Here is an 18963-nt window from a genome sequence, read left to right as displayed (position 1 = left end):
AATGGCTAAACTGACCAAGCGCATGTCCGTGATCCGTGACAAAGTTGATGCTACTAAGCAGTATGACATCAACGAAGCTATCGCTCTGCTGAAAGAGCTGGCCACTGCTAAATTCGTAGAAAGCGTGGACGTTGCTGTTAACCTCGGCATCGATGCTCGTAAATCTGACCAGAACGTACGTGGTGCAACTGTACTGCCGCACGGTACTGGCCGTTCCGTTCGCGTAGCCGTATTTACCCAGGGTGCAAACGCTGAAGCTGCTAAAGCTGCAGGCGCTGAGCTGGTAGGTATGGAAGATCTGGCTGAACAGATCAAGAAAGGCGAAATGAACTTTGACGTTGTTATTGCTTCCCCGGATGCAATGCGCGTTGTTGGCCAGCTGGGTCAGGTTCTGGGTCCGCGCGGCCTGATGCCAAACCCGAAAGTTGGTACTGTAACTCCTAACGTTGCTGAAGCTGTTAAGAATGCTAAAGCTGGTCAGGTTCGTTACCGTAACGACAAAAACGGCATCATTCACACCACCATCGGTAAAGTGGATTTTGACGCTGACAAACTGAAAGAAAACCTGGAAGCTCTGCTGGTTGCGCTGAAAAAAGCAAAACCGACTCAGGCAAAAGGCGTGTACATCAAGAAAGTTAGCATCTCCACCACCATGGGTGCTGGCGTTGCCGTTGATCAGTCCGGTCTGACTGCGACTGTGGCGAACTAATATTCGCCTTTACGTGGGCGGTGATTTTGTCTACAATCTTACCCCCACGTATTCTGCTAATTGCAGACGTATATCCGAGATATTCAGGCTGTGGCAAGGCAGTCAACGCCGCTACAGATTGAATAACGACAGATAGAAAAGATTTGTTCGTTGGAGCCTGGCCTAATCCAGGCCTCCGTCGAAGACCGCAGGTGTTTCGTAAGAAACTTAATGCCCTGCGTAGACGGTGACAGAACGCTAAGATTATTTCTGATACTCTGGCTTGTTTCTGCTCACCGTATTTAGACGCTCTCTCCGTTGGGGGGAGTGAAGTGAGTTCCGGAACATGAGTTCCGGCAAACATCCAGGAGCAAAGCTAATGGCTTTAAATCTTCAAGACAAACAAGCGATTGTTGCTGAAGTCAGCGAAGTAGCCAAAGGCGCGCTGTCTGCAGTAGTTGCGGATTCCCGTGGCGTAACTGTAGATAAAATGACTGAACTGCGTAAAGCAGGTCGTGAAGCTGGCGTATACATGCGTGTTGTTCGTAACACCCTGCTGCGCCGCGTCGTTGAAGGTACTCAGTTCGAGTGCCTGAAAGACACGTTTGTTGGTCCGACCCTGATTGCATACTCTATGGAACACCCGGGCGCTGCTGCTCGTCTGTTCAAAGAGTTCGCGAAAGCGAATGCAAAATTTGAGGTCAAAGCCGCAGCCTTTGAAGGTGAGTTGATTACGGCATCGAATATCGATCGCCTGGCAACTCTGCCGACCTACGAAGAAGCAATTGCACGCCTGATGGCAACCATGAAAGAAGCTTCGGCTGGCAAACTGGTTCGTACTCTGGCTGCTGTACGCGATGCGAAAGAAGCTGCTTAATCGCAGTTATCTTTGTAAAGCATCTGCTTACGTATAAACTTATTCTGATTTTCAGGAACAATTTAAATGTCTATCACTAAAGATCAAATCATTGAAGCAGTATCCGCTATGTCCGTAATGGACGTTGTAGAACTGATTTCTGCAATGGAAGAAAAATTCGGTGTTTCTGCTGCTGCTGCTGTAGCTGTAGCTGCTGGCCCGGCTGAAGCTGCTGAAGAAAAAACTGAATTCGACGTAATTCTGAAAGCTGCTGGCGCTAACAAAGTTGCTGTTATCAAAGCAGTACGTGGCGCAACTGGCCTGGGTCTGAAAGAAGCTAAAGACCTGGTAGAATCTGCACCGGCTGCGCTGAAAGAAGGCGTGAGCAAAGACGACGCAGAAGCACTGAAAAAATCTCTGGAAGAAGCTGGCGCTGAAGTTGAAGTTAAATAAGCCAACTTTTCTGGTTGCAGCCTAAGAAATTAGGCTGATGGCTGGTGACTTTTTAGTCACCAGCCTTTTTGCGCTGTAAGGCGCCAGTAGCATTTCACACTGTTTGACTACTGCTGTGCCTTTCAATGCTTGTTTCTATCGACGTCTTAATATACTGCGACAGAACGTCAGTTCTGTGTAAATCGCAATGAAATGGTTTAAGCGTGATAGCAACAGGCATTGCGGAAAGTATTCGATTTTCCGGTCAACAAAATAGTGTTGCACAAACTGTCCCTTCGTCGGACAGATGGGTCGACTTGTCAGCGAGCTGAGGAACCCTAATGGTTTACTCCTATACCGAGAAAAAACGTATTCGTAAGGATTTTGGTAAACGTCCGCAAGTGTTGGACATACCTTATCTCCTTTCTATCCAGCTTGACTCGTTTCAGAAGTTCATCGAGCAAGATCCTGAAGGGCAGTATGGTCTGGAAGCAGCTTTCCGTTCCGTTTTCCCGATTCAGAGCTACAGCGGTAATTCCGAGCTGCAATACGTCAGCTACCGCCTTGGCGAACCGGTGTTTGACGTTCAGGAATGTCAGATCCGTGGCGTGACCTATTCCGCACCGCTGCGCGTAAAACTGCGCCTGGTGATCTACGAGCGCGAAGCGCCGGAAGGCACCGTAAAAGACATTAAAGAACAAGAAGTCTACATGGGCGAAATTCCGCTCATGACAGACAACGGTACCTTTGTTATCAACGGTACTGAGCGTGTTATCGTTTCTCAGCTGCACCGTAGTCCTGGCGTCTTTTTTGACTCCGACAAAGGTAAAACCCACTCTTCGGGTAAAGTGCTGTATAACGCGCGTATTATCCCTTACCGTGGTTCCTGGCTGGACTTCGAATTCGATCCGAAGGACAACCTGTTCGTACGTATTGACCGTCGCCGTAAACTGCCTGCGACCATTATTCTGCGTGCACTGAACTACACCACTGAGCAGATCCTTGACCTGTTCTTTGAGAAAGTTGTTTTCGAAATTCGTGACAACAAGCTGCAGATGGAACTGGTGCCGGAACGCCTGCGTGGTGAAACCGCCTCCTTTGACATCGAAGCTAACGGCAAAGTCTACGTCGAAAAAGGCCGTCGCATCACTGCGCGCCACATTCGCCAACTGGAAAAAGACGATATCAAACATATCGAAGTTCCGGTTGAATACATTGCTGGTAAAGTTGCGGCTAAAGACTACGTTGACGAATCTACTGGCGAGCTGATCTGCGCAGCTAACATGGAGCTGAGTCTGGATCTGCTGGCTAAGCTGAGCCAGTCTGGCCACAAGCGTATCGAAACGCTGTTCACCAACGATCTGGACCACGGTCCGTACATTTCTGAAACTGTACGTGTCGACCCAACCAACGATCGTCTGAGCGCGCTGGTAGAAATCTACCGCATGATGCGCCCTGGTGAGCCGCCGACGCGTGAAGCTGCTGAAAGCCTGTTCGAGAACCTGTTCTTCTCCGAAGACCGCTATGACCTGTCTGCGGTTGGTCGTATGAAGTTCAACCGTTCTCTGCTGCGCGACGAAATCGAAGGTTCCGGTATCCTGAGCAAAGACGACATCATCGAAGTGATGAAGAAGCTCATCGATATCCGTAACGGTAAAGGCGAAGTCGATGATATCGACCACCTCGGTAACCGTCGTATCCGTTCCGTAGGCGAAATGGCGGAAAACCAGTTCCGCGTTGGCCTGGTACGTGTTGAGCGTGCGGTGAAAGAGCGTCTGTCTCTGGGCGATCTGGATACCCTGATGCCTCAGGATATGATCAACGCTAAGCCGATTTCTGCAGCAGTGAAAGAGTTCTTTGGTTCCAGCCAGCTGTCTCAGTTTATGGACCAGAACAACCCGCTGTCTGAGATTACGCACAAACGTCGTATCTCTGCACTCGGCCCAGGCGGTTTGACTCGTGAACGCGCAGGCTTCGAAGTTCGAGACGTACACCCGACTCACTACGGTCGCGTATGTCCAATCGAAACGCCTGAAGGTCCGAACATCGGTCTGATCAACTCCTTGTCTGTGTACGCACAGACTAACGAATACGGCTTCCTCGAGACTCCGTACCGTAAAGTGACCGACGGTGTTGTAACTGACGAAATTCATTACCTGTCAGCTATCGAAGAAGGCAACTACGTTATCGCTCAGGCGAACTCCAACCTGGATGACGAAGGCCACTTTGTAGAAGATCTGGTTACCTGCCGTAGCAAAGGCGAATCCAGCTTGTTCAGCCGTGACCAGGTTGACTACATGGACGTATCCACTCAGCAGGTGGTATCCGTCGGTGCGTCCCTGATCCCGTTCCTGGAACACGATGACGCCAACCGTGCATTGATGGGTGCGAACATGCAACGTCAGGCGGTTCCGACTCTGCGTGCTGATAAGCCGCTGGTTGGTACCGGTATGGAACGTGCTGTTGCCGTCGACTCCGGTGTTACCGCAGTTGCTAAACGTGGCGGTACCGTCCAGTACGTGGATGCTTCCCGTATCGTTATCAAAGTTAACGAAGACGAGATGTACCCGGGCGAAGCAGGTATCGACATTTATAACCTGACCAAATACACCCGTTCTAACCAGAACACCTGTATCAACCAGATGCCTTGCGTATCTCTGGGCGAACCGGTTGAACGTGGTGATGTGCTGGCAGACGGTCCGTCCACCGACCTCGGTGAACTGGCTCTCGGTCAGAACATGCGCGTGGCATTCATGCCATGGAATGGTTACAACTTCGAAGACTCCATCCTCGTATCTGAGCGTGTTGTCCAGGAAGACCGTTTCACCACCATCCACATTCAGGAACTGGCATGTGTGTCCCGTGACACCAAGCTGGGGCCGGAAGAGATCACCGCTGACATCCCGAACGTGGGTGAAGCTGCGCTCTCCAAACTGGATGAATCCGGTATCGTTTATATCGGCGCGGAAGTAACCGGTGGCGACATTCTGGTTGGTAAGGTAACGCCGAAAGGTGAAACCCAGCTGACGCCAGAAGAGAAGCTGCTGCGTGCGATCTTCGGTGAGAAAGCGTCTGACGTTAAAGACTCTTCTCTGCGCGTGCCAAACGGTGTTTCCGGTACGATTATCGACGTTCAGGTCTTTACTCGCGATGGCGTAGAAAAAGACAAACGTGCGCTGGAAATCGAAGAGATGCAGCTGAAGCAGGCGAAAAAAGACCTGTCTGAAGAACTGCAAATCCTCGAAGCTGGCCTGTTCAGCCGTATCTACGCTGTGCTGGTTTCCGGTGGTGTTGAAGCTGAGAAGCTCGACAAACTGCCGCGCGATCGCTGGTTAGAACTCGGCCTGACCGACGAAGAGAAACAAAATCAGCTGGAACAACTGGCTGAGCAGTACGACGAACTGAAACACGAGTTCGAGAAAAAACTCGAAGCGAAACGCCGTAAAATCACTCAGGGCGACGATCTGGCACCGGGCGTGCTGAAGATTGTTAAGGTTTATCTGGCGGTTAAACGTCGGATCCAGCCTGGTGATAAGATGGCAGGTCGTCACGGTAACAAGGGTGTAATCTCTAAGATCAACCCGATCGAAGATATGCCACACGATGCTAACGGTACGCCGGTAGATATCGTGCTGAACCCGCTGGGCGTACCATCGCGTATGAACATCGGTCAGATCCTTGAAACCCACCTGGGTATGGCTGCGAAAGGTATCGGCGATAAGATCAACGCCATGCTGAAACAGCAGCAGGAAGTCGCGAAACTGCGCGAATTCATCCAGCGTGCTTACGATCTGGGTTCAGATGTTCGTCAGAAAGTTGACCTGAATACCTTCAGCGATGAAGAAGTTCTGCGTCTGGCTGAAAACCTGAAAAAAGGTATGCCGATCGCAACGCCGGTGTTCGACGGTGCGAAAGAGTCTGAAATCAAGGAACTGTTACAGCTGGGTGGCCTGCCGACTTCCGGTCAGATCACACTGTTCGACGGTCGTACCGGTGAGCAGTTCGAGCGCCAGGTTACCGTTGGCTACATGTACATGCTGAAACTGAACCACCTGGTTGATGACAAGATGCATGCGCGTTCTACCGGTTCTTACAGCCTGGTTACTCAGCAGCCGCTGGGTGGTAAGGCTCAGTTCGGTGGTCAGCGCTTCGGGGAGATGGAAGTGTGGGCGCTTGAAGCATACGGCGCGGCATACACCCTGCAGGAAATGCTCACCGTTAAGTCTGATGACGTGAACGGTCGTACTAAGATGTATAAAAACATCGTGGACGGCAACCATCAGATGGAACCAGGCATGCCGGAATCCTTCAACGTACTGTTGAAAGAGATTCGTTCGCTGGGTATCAACATCGAGCTGGAAGACGAGTAACTCTCGATCAAACAGGTCACTGGTGCTGGCGTAACAGCCAGCGCCAGATTGTGCTAACTCCGACGGGAGCAAATCCGTGAAAGATTTATTAAAGTTTCTGAAAGCGCAGACTAAAACCGAAGAGTTTGATGCGATCAAAATTGCTCTGGCCTCGCCAGACATGATCCGTTCATGGTCTTTCGGTGAAGTTAAGAAGCCGGAAACCATCAACTACCGTACGTTCAAACCTGAACGTGACGGCCTTTTCTGCGCCCGTATCTTTGGGCCGGTAAAAGACTATGAGTGCCTGTGCGGTAAGTACAAGCGCCTGAAACACCGCGGTGTGATCTGTGAGAAGTGCGGCGTTGAAGTGACCCAGACTAAAGTACGCCGTGAGCGTATGGGCCACATCGAGCTGGCGTCTCCGACCGCTCACATCTGGTTCCTGAAATCTCTGCCGTCCCGTATCGGTCTGCTGCTCGATATGCCGCTGCGCGATATCGAACGCGTACTGTACTTCGAATCTTATGTGGTTATCGAAGGCGGTATGACTAACCTGGAACGTCAACAGATCCTGACTGAAGAGCAGTATCTGGACGCGCTGGAAGAGTTCGGTGACGAATTCGACGCGAAGATGGGTGCGGAAGCAATCCAGGCCTTGCTGAAGAGCATGGATCTGGAGCAAGAGTGCGAAACTCTGCGCGAAGAGCTGAACGAAACCAACTCCGAAACCAAGCGTAAGAAGCTGACCAAACGTATCAAACTGCTGGAAGCATTCGTACAGTCTGGCAACAAGCCAGAGTGGATGATCCTGACCGTTCTGCCGGTTCTGCCGCCAGATCTGCGTCCGCTGGTTCCGCTGGATGGTGGTCGTTTCGCAACATCAGATCTGAACGATCTGTACCGTCGCGTGATCAACCGTAACAACCGTCTGAAACGTCTGCTGGATCTGGCTGCGCCGGACATCATCGTACGTAACGAAAAACGTATGCTGCAGGAAGCGGTTGACGCCCTGCTGGATAACGGTCGTCGTGGTCGTGCGATCACCGGTTCTAACAAACGTCCTCTGAAATCTTTGGCCGATATGATCAAAGGTAAACAGGGTCGTTTCCGTCAGAACCTGCTCGGTAAGCGTGTTGACTACTCCGGTCGTTCTGTAATCACCGTAGGTCCATACCTGCGTCTGCATCAGTGCGGTCTGCCGAAGAAAATGGCACTGGAACTGTTCAAACCGTTTATTTACGGCAAGCTGGAACTGCGTGGCCTGGCCACCACCATCAAAGCCGCTAAGAAAATGGTTGAGCGTGAAGAAGCTGTCGTTTGGGATATCCTGGACGAAGTTATCCGCGAACACCCGGTACTGCTGAACCGTGCACCAACCCTGCACCGTCTGGGTATCCAGGCATTTGAACCGGTACTGATCGAAGGTAAAGCTATCCAGCTGCACCCGCTGGTTTGTGCGGCATATAACGCCGACTTCGATGGTGACCAGATGGCTGTTCACGTACCGCTGACGCTGGAAGCCCAGCTCGAAGCGCGTGCGCTGATGATGTCTACCAACAACATCCTGTCTCCGGCGAACGGCGAACCTATCATCGTTCCGTCTCAGGACGTTGTATTGGGTCTGTACTACATGACCCGTGACTGTGTTAACGCCAAAGGCGAAGGCATGGTGCTGACTGGCCCGAAAGAAGCTGAGCGTATCTATCGCGCAGGTCTGGCCTCTCTGCATGCGCGCGTTAAAGTGCGTATCACTGAATACGAAAAAGATGAAAACGGCGAATTCGTTGCGCACACCAGCCTGAAAGACACGACCGTTGGTCGCGCCATTCTGTGGATGATCGTACCGAAAGGTCTGCCTTTCTCCATCGTCAACCAGGCGCTGGGCAAGAAAGCAATCTCCAAAATGCTGAACACCTGTTACCGCATTCTGGGCCTGAAGCCGACCGTTATCTTCGCTGACCAGACAATGTACACCGGCTTTGCTTATGCAGCGCGTTCAGGTGCATCTGTTGGTATTGATGACATGGTCATCCCAGAGAAGAAACACGAGATCATCTCTGAAGCGGAAGCTGAAGTTGCTGAGATCCAGGAGCAGTTCCAGTCTGGTCTGGTAACCGCGGGCGAACGCTATAACAAAGTTATCGATATCTGGGCTGCGGCGAACGATCGTGTATCCAAAGCGATGATGGATAACCTGCAAACCGAAACCGTGATTAACCGTGACGGCGTAGAAGAGCAGCAGGTTTCCTTCAACAGCATCTACATGATGGCCGACTCCGGTGCGCGTGGTTCTGCAGCACAGATTCGTCAGCTGGCTGGTATGCGTGGTCTGATGGCTAAGCCAGATGGCTCCATCATCGAAACGCCAATCACCGCGAACTTCCGTGAAGGTCTGAACGTACTCCAGTACTTCATCTCTACTCACGGTGCTCGTAAAGGTCTGGCGGATACCGCACTGAAAACAGCGAACTCCGGTTATCTGACTCGTCGTCTGGTTGACGTTGCGCAGGACTTGGTTGTTACTGAAGACGATTGCGGCACGCTGGAAGGCATCACCATGACCCCGGTTATCGAGGGTGGTGACGTTAAAGAACCGCTGCGCGATCGCGTTCTGGGTCGTGTGACTGCTGAAGACGTTCTGAAGCCGGGTACGGCGGATATTCTGGTTCCACGCAACACGCTGCTGCACGAACAGTGGTGTGACCTGCTGGAAGAGAACTCCGTTGACTCCGTCAAAGTCCGTTCCGTTGTATCCTGTGACACCGACTTTGGTGTATGTGCGCACTGCTATGGTCGTGACCTGGCGCGTGGCCACATCATCAATAAAGGTGAAGCAATCGGCGTTATCGCGGCACAGTCCATCGGTGAACCGGGTACACAGCTGACGATGCGTACGTTCCACATCGGTGGTGCGGCATCTCGTGCGGCTGCTGAATCCAGCATCCAGGTGAAAAATAAAGGTAGCATCCGTCTGAGCAATGCGAAGTCGGTTGTTAACTCCAGCGGTAAACTGGTTATCACTTCACGTAACACCGAACTGAAACTGATCGACGAATTCGGCCGTACCAAAGAAAGCTATAAAGTGCCTTACGGCTCCGTTATGGCGAAAGGTGATGGCGAACAGGTTGCTGGCGGCGAAACCGTAGCGAACTGGGATCCGCACACCATGCCGGTTATCACCGAAGTGAGTGGTTTCGTCCGCTTCACTGACATGATCGACGGCCAGACCATTACTCGTCAGACCGACGAGCTGACCGGTCTGTCTTCTCTGGTGGTTCTGGATTCTGCAGAACGTACTGCGGGTGGTAAAGACCTGCGTCCGGCACTGAAAATTGTTGATGCTCAGGGCAACGACGTTCTGATCCCTGGCACCGATATGCCTGCTCAGTACTTCCTGCCGGGTAAAGCGATTGTTCAGCTGGAAGATGGCGTACAGATCAGTTCTGGTGACACCCTGGCGCGTGTTCCGCAGGAATCCGGCGGTACCAAGGATATCACCGGTGGTCTGCCGCGCGTTGCAGACCTGTTCGAAGCACGTCGTCCGAAAGAGCCGGCAATCCTGGCTGAAATCAGCGGCATCATTTCCTTCGGTAAAGAAACCAAAGGTAAACGTCGTCTGGTTATCACCCCGGTAGACGGTAGCGAGCCGTACGAAGAGATGATTCCGAAATGGCGTCAGCTCAACGTGTTCGAAGGTGAACGTGTAGAACGTGGTGACGTTGTTTCCGACGGTCCGGAAGCGCCGCACGACATCCTGCGTCTGCGTGGTGTGCATGCTGTAACTCGTTATATCGTTAACGAAGTTCAGGACGTATACCGTCTGCAGGGCGTTAAGATTAACGATAAGCACATCGAAGTTATCGTTCGTCAGATGCTGCGTAAAGCCACCATCGAAAGCGCTGGTAGCTCCGACTTCCTGGAAGGCGAGCAGGTTGAATACTCCCGCGTCAAGATTGCTAACCGCGATCTGGAAGCGAACGGCAAAGTGGGTGCAACATTCTCCCGCGATCTGCTGGGTATCACCAAAGCGTCTCTGGCAACCGAGTCCTTCATCTCTGCAGCATCGTTCCAGGAAACCACGCGTGTCCTGACCGAAGCCGCTGTTGCAGGTAAACGTGATGAACTGCGCGGTCTGAAAGAGAACGTTATCGTGGGTCGTCTGATCCCGGCGGGTACCGGTTATGCGTACCACCAGGATCGTATGCGCCGCCGCGCAGCGGGCGAACTGCCAGCTGCTCCGCAGGTGACTGCTGAAGATGCGTCTGCCAGCCTGGCAGAACTGCTGAACGCAGGCCTGGGTGGTTCTGACAACGATTAATCGTTGCTGACGCTAATAAAAAACCCGCTTCGGCGGGTTTTTTTATGTCGATGGATTTAAGATGTATTATGTTGGCCGGATAAGGCATCAGCTGCCATCCGGCATGATGACGCCAGGCTTATGAGGCCTACGGCTTACGCCATCCGATCAGTTTACTGGTGGCAAGCGTCGATACAGTTCAATCATATCGCCTGCCAGATCCTGAATCACCATGGCATTCATCAGGTGGTCCTGGGAATGGACGGTGATGAGATTAACCGGTAGTTTGCCGGTACCTTCGTCAATTCCGATCAGTTGGGTCTGGATTTTATGCGCTTGTTTAACATACTCGCGAGATTCCATCATCGCGTGTTCTGCCCCGGCGAAATCACCTTTACGCGCCAGTTGCAACGCCGTCAGGGCTTGACTGCGCGCAGCTCCGGCGTTTACCAATAATTCCATGATGATCGTTTCTAACTCTTCCATGCCATCACTCCAGTAGTTTCAGCGCTTTGTCCAGTACCGCATCGCCTTTCATCATGCCGTAATCCATCATATCGATAACGGCGACTTTTTTTCCTAGCGGGTCGGCGAGCGCCTGCAGCTTGGCCTGTTCATACTTAACCTGTGGGCCGAGCAATACGATATCCGCAGTGGCGATATTCTCTTCAAACTCAGCCACCGGGACCGCTTTGATAGTGACGTCGACTCCTTTTTTCTGGACGGCATCTTTCATCTTTTGCACCAGCATGCTGGTGGACATTCCGGCGGCACAGCATAAAACGATGTTTTTCATAAGCAGTCTCGATCAACATGTGTGGGTTGATAATTATCGCGAGCCAGCCGCAGCAACAACTGCTTTGCAACGATTGTGTGCAAAGCATCACAAAGAAAGTCACTTTTTCTGAAACCGGTTACAAAAAGAGGCTCAACCCTACGATCTGGCCCTGAGTTGGCGATTGTTGACCCATTTATCATATGCAGGAATATATAATCACTGTTAATAAAGACATGTTATAAAAAACAGTATTGACAGCGTTTTTTAAACCCGTATGTTAATACTTAACAGCGGAGAAATTGTAGTTTGCTGTTAACGTAGTAAGTGTTAGTAGAGCTTGATTGGGGGTTGCGATAAAGGCCACGAAGTATTTTTGTATGGGATAGTCGATGCTGAAAACGCTATTTATTCACCTCGACAATGCTTTCAGGCCACGTAGTTGATATATCTAATCGCAAATAGTTAGTAAAACGCGACGATGTAACGCCATGATTTAATAGTAAATGTTTGCGGTTTCTGTTTTCTGGTTATCGCAAGGGAAATAAGGCAACGCATCAAAGAGTATATGTCGCGAGGGGAAGTGTACTTGTTTAGGTCACCAGCCTTGAGTTCTATTATCAAGCGGGTGGAATGTGTTTAACGGTAAATAGAGGACGGTTTTAGTTAGTATCAATATCCAATATTATCTGTAGTAAACGTGTACATTTTAAAGTAGTACCATCAGCAGTATTAAATCGTTAAGTTTATTAATGTTAAATTTGAAGTGTGTAGTAACTTAAAGCCCTGACTGCAATGGTCAGGGCTTTTGTTCATTTTAGATCACGTTGTTACCTGAAATGCTCAACCGCGATGGTGTAACATTTCGGCGCTAATCGATTATTAAATAAATTAATGCTTGCTTATTGATTAGAAGTAAGTCTACTATAGCGACATCGGTTTGATACACAGACCTTATGAAAGCAGTTTTAGTAAAGCAGTTCTCAGTTCAAGCGTTATCCTCAGATACTCTTCTTCATGAGCCTCCTCCCTAAGTGCCCCATAAGTTAATTTCTGCAAAACAGGCCATCTTCGCTGCTTAAGCGGCTCAAAAATATGAAAGGAAGTATCTATGTCTAACAAAATGACTGGTTTAGTAAAATGGTTTAACTCTGAGAAAGGCTTCGGCTTTATCACTCCTCAGGACGGTAGCAAGGACGTGTTTGTGCATTTCTCTGCTATCCAGAGTAACGATTTTAAAACATTAGACGAAGGTCAAAAAGTGGAGTTCTCTGTGGAGAATGGCGCTAAAGGCCCGTCTGCTGTTAATGTTGTCGCGCTGTAATCGCCGATAATTTCACTAATGCTTACGATAGCGATGAAGGCCAGAGCCTGAGCAGTTAAGTGACAGTGAAGAAAAAACCCGCGAAAGCGGGTTTTTTCGTTTTATGCGATTGCTCCGGACTTACGGCATCTGCGAAGCGCGTCCCAGATAGCTGTCCCAGTCCTTCCACACGGGCTGTAACCCCTGCGCCATTAGTGCTTCAGCAACGGCTTCTGGGCGACGGGCGTCGTGTGGGGAGAACTGTTCCAGTTCAGGATGGTTATCGGCATAACCGCCGGGCTGTGTTTTTGAGAAGGCGCTGACGTTGTTGATCGCCAGCGGGATCACATGATCACGGAACCATGGCGATTCGCGGGTGGAGAGCGACAGCTCAATTTCTGGCGCCAGTAAACGAAACGCGCAAATGGTTTGGACCAACTGTCGCTCGTCCATGATCGATGCGGGTTCAACGCCACCGGTGCATGGGCGCAGGCGAGGGAAGGAGATGGAGTAGCGGCTCTGCCAGTAATGCTGCTGCATCCACAGCAGATGTTCAGCCACCATATAGCAATCGACCCGCCAGCTGTCGGACAAACCAATCAACGCGCCAAGACCGATTTTGTCGATCCCTGCGCGGCCCAGCCTGTCTGGCGTTTCCAGTCGCCAGAAGAAATCCTGCTTTTTCCCCTTCAGATGGTGGCGAGCGTAAATCGCCTCATGATAGCTCTCCTGATACACCATCACGCCATCCAGTCCCAGCGTCTTCAGCTCCGCATATTCAGCCTCTGACAGCGGCTGAACTTCCATCTGCAATGAGGCAAACTGGCGGCGAATGGTGGGCAAATGGCGACGAAAGTAATCCATTCCGACTTTTGCCTGATGTTCACCGGTGACCAACAACAGATGCTCAAAACCCAGCTCACGGATAGCGGTACACTCTCGTTTTATCTCATCTTCGTCCAGCGTTTTGCGTTTGATACGGTTGCTCATGGAAAAGCCGCAGTAGGTGCAGTCGTTGGCGCAAAGATTCGAGAGATACAGCGGAACATAAAAGCTGACCGTGTTGCCGAAGCGCTGCCGGGTCAGGCGCTGCGCTCGCTGTGCCAACGGCTCCAGAAAGTCGGCGGCGGCAGGGGAGAGCAACGCCATCAGATCGTCGCGACTAAGCTGTGAAGCGTTGAGGGCGTGCTCCACGTCAGCGGCGGTTTTACCGTTGATACGCAGGCGGATGTCATCCCAGTCAAGCTGGCGCCAGCGGTCGCTGAACGTTTTCATACGAAGGCCTCCAGGAATCCGGTTAACGGGCTGGTGGCGCTTGCCTGCGAACTTTTGCTTCCTGGTACCGCCTGGCGCGCCAGAAGGCCCGCTTCAACCGCCAGACGGAAGGCGGTAGCCATCGTGACCGGGCAGTCGGCCACGGCGATTGCCGTGTTGACCAGCACTGCGTCGGCACCCATTTCCAGCGCCTGTGTGGCGTGGCTGGGGACGCCAATACCCGCATCAACCACCACCGGTACGGTTGCCTGTTGGATAATAATCTCCAGCATCGCTTTCGTTTCCAGTCCCTGATTAGAACCGATGGGCGCGCCGAGCGGCATTACCGCCGCGCAGCCGACCTCTTCCAGCCGCTTACACAGCACCGGATCCGCGCCGCAGTAGGGCAGCACCACAAAGCCCTGTTTCACCAATGCTTCCGCGGCTTTTAACGTTTCAATCGGATCCGGCAATAGCCAACGGGCGTCCGGGTGGATTTCTAATTTTAGCCAGTTTGTGCCCAGCGCTTCACGTGCCAGCTGGGCGGCGAAAATAGCCTCTTCCGCGGTTTTCGCCCCAGAGGTGTTAGGCAGTAGCGTCACCCCCGCGTCGATAAGTGGGGCTAGAATGGCATCGTTGTGCTGGCGCAAATCCACGCGCTTCATTGCCAGCGTCACCAGTTGGCTGCCGGAGGCGCGAATCGCCTCGACCATCAGCTGCGACGAAGCAAATTTTCCGGTGCCGGTGAACAGATGTGAATCAAACGTTTTGTCGGCAATACGTAACATATCAACCCCCTGCAATAACCTGAAAAAGCAGGATCTGGTCGCCTTCCTGCACGATTTGCTGCTCCCACTGCTCGCGCGGCAGGATCTGCTGATTGAGCGCCAGCGCCGCTCCCGGTTTAAGTTGATTTAGCGCAGTGAGCAGCCCGCTGACGGTTTGTCCCTCGGCGCACTGCATCGGCTCATCATTGAACTGAATCTGCATGTTGTCCTCCGCAGACCGGGCAGCCGCTGGCACGACGCAGCGCGAGGCTGCGCCACTGGCTGGTTTTACCGTCGAACAGGCGTAGCTCTCCATTGGGAGTTTCAATGCCGCTGAGTAATTTAATCGCCTCCAGCGCCTGCAAGGTGCCCATCACGCCCACAACCGGGCCGACGATGCCGGCGGTGCGGCAGTTGCGTTCCGGCTCTACATCATCCGGCCACAGGCAACGGTAACAGCCTTGTTCCCACGGTGGCGTCAGTAACATTAGCTGGCCGCCAAAGCCCACAGCGCTGGCGGTGATGAGCGGAGTGTTGAGCATCACGCAGGCGGCGTTAATTTCCTGGCGCGTCGCCATGTTGTCGGTACAGTCGAGCACCACGTCGGCACGCGCTACCGCATGCCGGAGCGCCTCACCGGTCAGCCGCTGCTCAAGGACGACCAGCTCGCTGTCCGGATTAAGGCGTGCCAGATGTCGCTTTGCCGCCTGTGCTTTCGGGCGGGCGATATCATCGGTGGTGAACAATATTTGCCGCTGCAGGTTGCTCAGATGAACGTCATCATCGTCCGCCAACGTCAGCGTGCCGACGCCCGCTCCCGCCAGATACAGTGCCGCAGGCGAGCCGAGCCCACCTAAACCGACGATCAGCACATGGCTATCGAGCAGCTTTTGTTGGCCCTCAATGGCAATGTCGGCGAGCAGGATCTGGCGGCTGTAGCGCATAAAATCGCGGTCATTCATCGCCGGCTCCCGCAATGTCCAGTAGCTGCGCCGTGGCTGCCTGCCAGTCTGCGGCGTGGGTTATGGCGCTGACCACGGCAATACTGCCAACGCCGGTCGCCAGCACCGCTGGGGCGCGCTCAAGGCTGATGCCGCCGATAGCGACAGTGGGGTAATCCGCCAGTCGTTTACTATGGCTTGCCAGCTGCGTGAGACCCTGCGGGGCCGACGGCATCTGCTTGGTTTGCGTCGGGAAGACATGACCCAGCGCGATATAAGAAGGCTTAGCAGCCAGCGCTACGTCTATCTCCATATCATCGTGAGTGGAAACACCCAGGCGTAGCCCCGCCGCCTGAATCGCCTTCAGGTCGGTGGTTTCGAGGTCTTCCTGGCCCAAATGCACGCCGTACGCGTTGTGCTTAATTGCCAGACTCCAGTAATCGTTGATAAACAGGCGAGCGTCATAGCGACGCCCCAACTCTATGGCGGCAATGACGTCGGCTTCGACCTCTTCATCACGTTTATCTTTAATGCGCAGTTGGATCGTGCGCACACCTGCCTGCAGCAAGCGTTCAATCCATTCAACGCTGTCTACCACCGGGTAAAGCCCGAGGCGGAACGGCACGGTCGGGAAATCAGGCTGGTACATCACGCCTCCTCTTTTTTGAGGTAGATTTCGCCGCCTTTGGCGCGGAAGTTCTCCGACATATCCGCCATTCCGATTTCAATGGTTTGTGCGGCGGCGTAGTCGCGGACCTCATGGCTGATTTTCATCGAGCAGAACTTCGGCCCGCACATGGAGCAGAAGTGGGCAACCTTGCCGGACTCCTGGGGCAGGGTTTCATCGTGATAGGCGCGGGCGGTGAATGGGTCGAGTGCGAGGTTAAACTGGTCTTCCCAGCGGAATTCGAAGCGCGCTTTCGACATGGCGTTATCGCGGATCTGCGCACCCGGATGGCCTTTGGCTAAATCAGCGGCGTGGGCGGCAATCTTGTAGGTAATCAGCCCTTGCTTCACGTCTTCTTTGTTCGGCAGGCCAAGGTGCTCTTTTGGCGTGACGTAGCACAGCATCGCACAGCCAAACCAGCCGATCATCGCCGCACCAATGCCGGAGGTGAAGTGGTCATAGCCCGGCGCGATATCTGTCGTCAACGGCCCTAAGGTGTAGAACGGCGCTTCATGGCAGTGCTCCAGCTCTTCGGTCATATTGCGCTGGATCATATGCATCGGCACATGACCCGGGCCTTCAATCATCACCTGCACGTCGTATTCCCAGGCGATTTTGGTCAGTTCGCCCAGCGTATGCAGCTCGGAGAACTGCGCCTCGTCGTTGGCATCCTGAATCGAGCCTGGACGCAGGCCGTCGCCGAGAGAGAGCGAAACGTCATAGGCGGCACAGATTTCGCAAATCTCGCGGAAATGTTCAAACAGGAAGTTCTCTTTGTGATGAGAGAGACACCATTTCGCCATGATCGAACCGCCGCGCGAGACAATTCCTGTCAGGCGTTTGGCGGTCATCGGCACGTAGCGTAGCAGTACGCCCGCGTGAATGGTGAAGTAGTCGACGCCCTGTTCGGCTTGTTCGAGCAGCGTGTCGCGGAAGGCTTCCCAGGTGAGATCTTCGGCGATCCCGTTAACCTTCTCCAGCGCCTGGTAGATCGGTACGGTACCGATCGGCACCGGGCTGTTACGCAGGATCCACTCGCGGGTTTCGTGAATATAGCGGCCGGTGGAGAGGTCCATCACCGTATCTGCGCCCCAGCGGGTCGACCACACCAGCTTCTCCACCTCTTCTTCAATGGAGGAGGTCACCGCCGAGTTACCGATGTTGGCGTTCACCTTCACCAGGAAGTTGCGGCCGATGATCATCGGCTCGGATTCCGGGTGGTTGATGTTGGCAGGAATAATCGCGCGGCCCGCAGCGACTTCATCACGCACGAATTCCGGGGTGATGTTTTCCGGCAGGCGAGCGCCAAAGTTCATCCCTGGATGCTGATGGCGCAGCACTTCACTACGAATGCGCTCGCGGCCCATGTTTTCACGGATGGCGATAAATTCCATCTCCGGGGTAACCATCCCCTGACGGGCATAGTGCAACTGGGTAACGCGCTTGCCGGCTTTGGCGCGTTTTGGCGTCAGCAGGCCGCTGAAACGCAGCTCGTCCAGGCCATCGTCGGCCAGACGTTCTTTGGTATAAGCGGAGCTACGGTCGTCTAATTCTTCGCTATCATTACGCGCCGCAATCCACGGCTGGCGCAGTTTCGCCAGACCCTGCTGAACGTTAATCGCCACATCAGGATCGCCGTACGGCCCGGAGGTGTCGTACACCGGCACGGCTTCGTTCTCTTCAAACTGCGGGTTGTCTTTCGTACCACCAATCAGCGTAGGACTTAGCTGGATTTCGCGCATCGGGATGCGAATATCCGCCTGCGAACCGGTGATGTAGATACGTTTTGAGTTAGGAAAGGCGGTACCTTCCAGCGTGTCGATAAAGTGTTGGGCTTGGGCGCGCTGTTCGCGGCGTGATGGTTTAGTAGTGGCAGACATAGCTCATTCCAAATAAAAGTAAGGATATGGCTTGTCAGACGACGGATGAAGCAAGAGAGACGAACGCCAAAGGGCGATACGGTTGTAGATTGACTCTTGTTCCCTTCGCAGGTTTTAACCTGATCAGGTTCCGCGGATCCCGAATTAACGGTCTCAGCCTTTTCCACTCATGCTGCTGTGGAAAATAAGCACTCCGACAAGAAGTAACCTCAAAAAGAGGTAATGAATGTAAATTACGCGTTAATGTCGCAAATCTCAAGCAGGACGTTTGATCATGCCACTCTCGTGCATCGCATCAAAAACCAGCATGATCAGCTTATCTTCCAGCACGAACCGGGCTTCCAGCGCCTCGCCGATATCCGATAAGGCCTGTTGAAATTCAAGGAAGTTATCGTGATCAATGGCGGTCTCCAGACTGGAATCATAGTAGTCCATGATCAGTTGCGTATTGGCTTCCAGGAGCGGCCAAATTTTTGTGGCTTTTAAAAGCTGCCCGTTCCCTTCCAATTTATGGAGAATACGTTCATAAATACTGAAGTGTCCGGTGGAAAGGTAATCGACCAGGCTCTGGCAAAAATCATCCAGCGCCTTTTCATTGAGCCGCATGTACGATTCTTTGCCTGGCTTAATGCCAACCAGATTGTAGTAAGCCACGAGCAGGTGCTTACGTACATGTAGCCAGCGATCAACCAGTTTGTTACTTCCTCCGACGTGCTCCGTCAGGCTTTCCAGCTGGTTTAGCATGATTGAC

At 52.8% G+C, this 18963-nt stretch carries 15 protein-coding genes and 1 riboswitch; of the genes, 6 read left to right on the top strand and 9 right to left on the bottom strand.

The window, feature by feature from the left end:
- Nucleotide 1 precedes the first annotated feature (1 nt).
- From rplA to rpoC, 5 genes are all read left to right on the top strand, one after another.
- Nucleotides 2-709 carry a 50S ribosomal protein L1 gene (gene rplA / locus GPJ68_RS23495; protein WP_016155300.1) on the top strand — a complete coding sequence of 236 codons (708 nt, stop codon included), beginning with the start codon at nt 2-4 and terminating at the stop codon, nt 707-709.
- Between the two features lie 358 nt (nt 710-1067).
- Nucleotides 1068-1565 carry a 50S ribosomal protein L10 gene (rplJ, locus tag GPJ68_RS23490; RefSeq protein ID WP_005132895.1) on the top strand — a complete coding sequence of 166 codons (498 nt, stop codon included), beginning with the start codon at nt 1068-1070 and terminating at the stop codon, nt 1563-1565.
- Between the two features lie 66 nt (nt 1566-1631).
- Nucleotides 1632-1997, top strand: coding sequence for a 50S ribosomal protein L7/L12 (rplL, locus tag GPJ68_RS23485; RefSeq protein ID WP_000028882.1), 366 nt, complete (start codon nt 1632-1634; stop codon nt 1995-1997).
- Between the two features lie 320 nt (nt 1998-2317).
- Nucleotides 2318-6346 (top strand): DNA-directed RNA polymerase subunit beta, encoded by a 4029-nt coding sequence (rpoB, locus tag GPJ68_RS23480; RefSeq protein ID WP_003033111.1) that lies wholly within the window; start codon nt 2318-2320, stop codon nt 6344-6346.
- A 76-nt stretch (nt 6347-6422) separates the two neighbouring features.
- Nucleotides 6423-10646 carry a DNA-directed RNA polymerase subunit beta' gene (gene rpoC, locus GPJ68_RS23475; RefSeq protein ID WP_016155301.1) on the top strand — a complete coding sequence of 1408 codons (4224 nt, stop codon included), beginning with the start codon at nt 6423-6425 and terminating at the stop codon, nt 10644-10646.
- 147 nt (nt 10647-10793) lie between these two features.
- Here the strand turns inward: rpoC and GPJ68_RS23470 are convergent, their stop codons facing one another.
- Together GPJ68_RS23470 and GPJ68_RS23465 are read right to left on the bottom strand one after the other, a co-directional pair.
- Entirely contained in the window at nt 10794-11111 is a 318-nt protein-coding gene (locus GPJ68_RS23470) for a PTS lactose/cellobiose transporter subunit IIA (protein ID WP_016155302.1), read from the bottom strand.
- A 4-nt stretch (nt 11112-11115) separates the two neighbouring features.
- Nucleotides 11116-11421, bottom strand: coding sequence for a PTS sugar transporter subunit IIB (locus GPJ68_RS23465; RefSeq protein ID WP_180837022.1), 306 nt, complete (start codon nt 11419-11421; stop codon nt 11116-11118).
- A 1090-nt stretch (nt 11422-12511) separates the two neighbouring features.
- Between GPJ68_RS23465 and cspA the strand changes: the two genes are divergently transcribed.
- Nucleotides 12512-12724 (top strand): RNA chaperone/antiterminator CspA, encoded by a 213-nt coding sequence (gene cspA / locus GPJ68_RS23460; RefSeq protein ID WP_016155304.1) that lies wholly within the window; start codon nt 12512-12514, stop codon nt 12722-12724.
- Nucleotides 12725-12844: 120 nt separating this feature from the next.
- On the opposite strand, the gene thiH is transcribed toward cspA, so the two are convergent.
- The 7 genes from thiH to GPJ68_RS23425 all read right to left on the bottom strand — a co-directional run bounded on the left by thiH (nt 12845) and on the right by GPJ68_RS23425 (nt 18956).
- Nucleotides 12845-13978 (bottom strand): 2-iminoacetate synthase ThiH, encoded by a 1134-nt coding sequence (gene thiH / locus GPJ68_RS23455; RefSeq protein ID WP_016157943.1) that lies wholly within the window; start codon nt 13976-13978, stop codon nt 12845-12847.
- Nucleotides 13975-14745, bottom strand: coding sequence for a thiazole synthase (gene thiG / locus GPJ68_RS23450; protein WP_016157944.1), 771 nt, complete (start codon nt 14743-14745; stop codon nt 13975-13977). Before thiG ends, thiH begins: the two co-directional genes overlap by 4 nt.
- A 1-nt stretch (nt 14746) precedes the next feature.
- Nucleotides 14747-14947, bottom strand: coding sequence for a sulfur carrier protein ThiS (gene thiS / locus GPJ68_RS23445; protein WP_016155307.1), 201 nt, complete (start codon nt 14945-14947; stop codon nt 14747-14749).
- A complete protein-coding gene (locus GPJ68_RS23440) occupies nt 14928-15686 on the bottom strand; it encodes a HesA/MoeB/ThiF family protein (RefSeq protein ID WP_180837020.1) in 759 nt (252 codons plus the stop codon). Before GPJ68_RS23440 ends, thiS begins: the two co-directional genes overlap by 20 nt.
- On the bottom strand, nt 15679-16314 hold the full coding sequence (thiE, locus tag GPJ68_RS23435) for a thiamine phosphate synthase (RefSeq protein ID WP_016157945.1): 636 nt from the start codon (nt 16312-16314) through the stop codon (nt 15679-15681). Before thiE ends, GPJ68_RS23440 begins: the two co-directional genes overlap by 8 nt.
- Nucleotides 16314-18212 carry a phosphomethylpyrimidine synthase ThiC gene (gene thiC, locus GPJ68_RS23430; RefSeq protein ID WP_104652257.1) on the bottom strand — a complete coding sequence of 633 codons (1899 nt, stop codon included), beginning with the start codon at nt 18210-18212 and terminating at the stop codon, nt 16314-16316. The genes thiE and thiC overlap by 1 nt, the downstream gene beginning before the upstream one ends.
- A gap of 83 nt (nt 18213-18295) precedes the next feature.
- A riboswitch (TPP riboswitch) is annotated at nt 18296-18418 on the bottom strand.
- A gap of 49 nt (nt 18419-18467) precedes the next feature.
- Entirely contained in the window at nt 18468-18956 is a 489-nt protein-coding gene (locus tag GPJ68_RS23425; RefSeq protein ID WP_016155311.1) for an Rsd/AlgQ family anti-sigma factor, read from the bottom strand.
- Nucleotides 18957-18963: the final 7 nt, after the last annotated feature.

It is taken from the genome of Citrobacter sp. 172116965, from assembly GCF_013458095.1.
GTDB lineage: Bacteria > Pseudomonadota > Gammaproteobacteria > Enterobacterales > Enterobacteriaceae > Citrobacter > Citrobacter braakii.
Note: the sequence above shows the minus strand (reverse complement) of the source record. Positions and strands in the feature narration are given on the sequence as shown.

Coding starts and splice junctions, on each gene's coding strand:
- thiS (WP_016155307.1), bottom strand. CDS start 14,947: ATGCAGATTCAGTTCAATGATGAGCCGATGCAGTGCGCCGAGGGACAA.
- GPJ68_RS23440 (WP_180837020.1), bottom strand. CDS start 15,686: ATGAATGACCGCGATTTTATGCGCTACAGCCGCCAGATCCTGCTCGCC.
- thiH (WP_016157943.1), bottom strand. CDS start 13,978: ATGAAAACGTTCAGCGACCGCTGGCGCCAGCTTGACTGGGATGACATC.
- GPJ68_RS23425 (WP_016155311.1), bottom strand. CDS start 18,956: ATGCTAAACCAGCTGGAAAGCCTGACGGAGCACGTCGGAGGAAGTAAC.
- rplJ (WP_005132895.1), top strand. CDS start 1,068: ATGGCTTTAAATCTTCAAGACAAACAAGCGATTGTTGCTGAAGTCAGC.
- cspA (WP_016155304.1), top strand. CDS start 12,512: ATGTCTAACAAAATGACTGGTTTAGTAAAATGGTTTAACTCTGAGAAA.
- GPJ68_RS23470 (WP_016155302.1), bottom strand. CDS start 11,111: ATGGAAGAGTTAGAAACGATCATCATGGAATTATTGGTAAACGCCGGA.
- thiC (WP_104652257.1), bottom strand. CDS start 18,212: ATGTCTGCCACTACTAAACCATCACGCCGCGAACAGCGCGCCCAAGCC.
- rplL (WP_000028882.1), top strand. CDS start 1,632: ATGTCTATCACTAAAGATCAAATCATTGAAGCAGTATCCGCTATGTCC.
- GPJ68_RS23465 (WP_180837022.1), bottom strand. CDS start 11,421: ATGAAAAACATCGTTTTATGCTGTGCCGCCGGAATGTCCACCAGCATG.
- thiE (WP_016157945.1), bottom strand. CDS start 16,314: ATGTACCAGCCTGATTTCCCGACCGTGCCGTTCCGCCTCGGGCTTTAC.
- thiG (WP_016157944.1), bottom strand. CDS start 14,745: ATGTTACGTATTGCCGACAAAACGTTTGATTCACATCTGTTCACCGGC.
- rpoB (WP_003033111.1), top strand. CDS start 2,318: ATGGTTTACTCCTATACCGAGAAAAAACGTATTCGTAAGGATTTTGGT.
- rplA (WP_016155300.1), top strand. CDS start 2: ATGGCTAAACTGACCAAGCGCATGTCCGTGATCCGTGACAAAGTTGAT.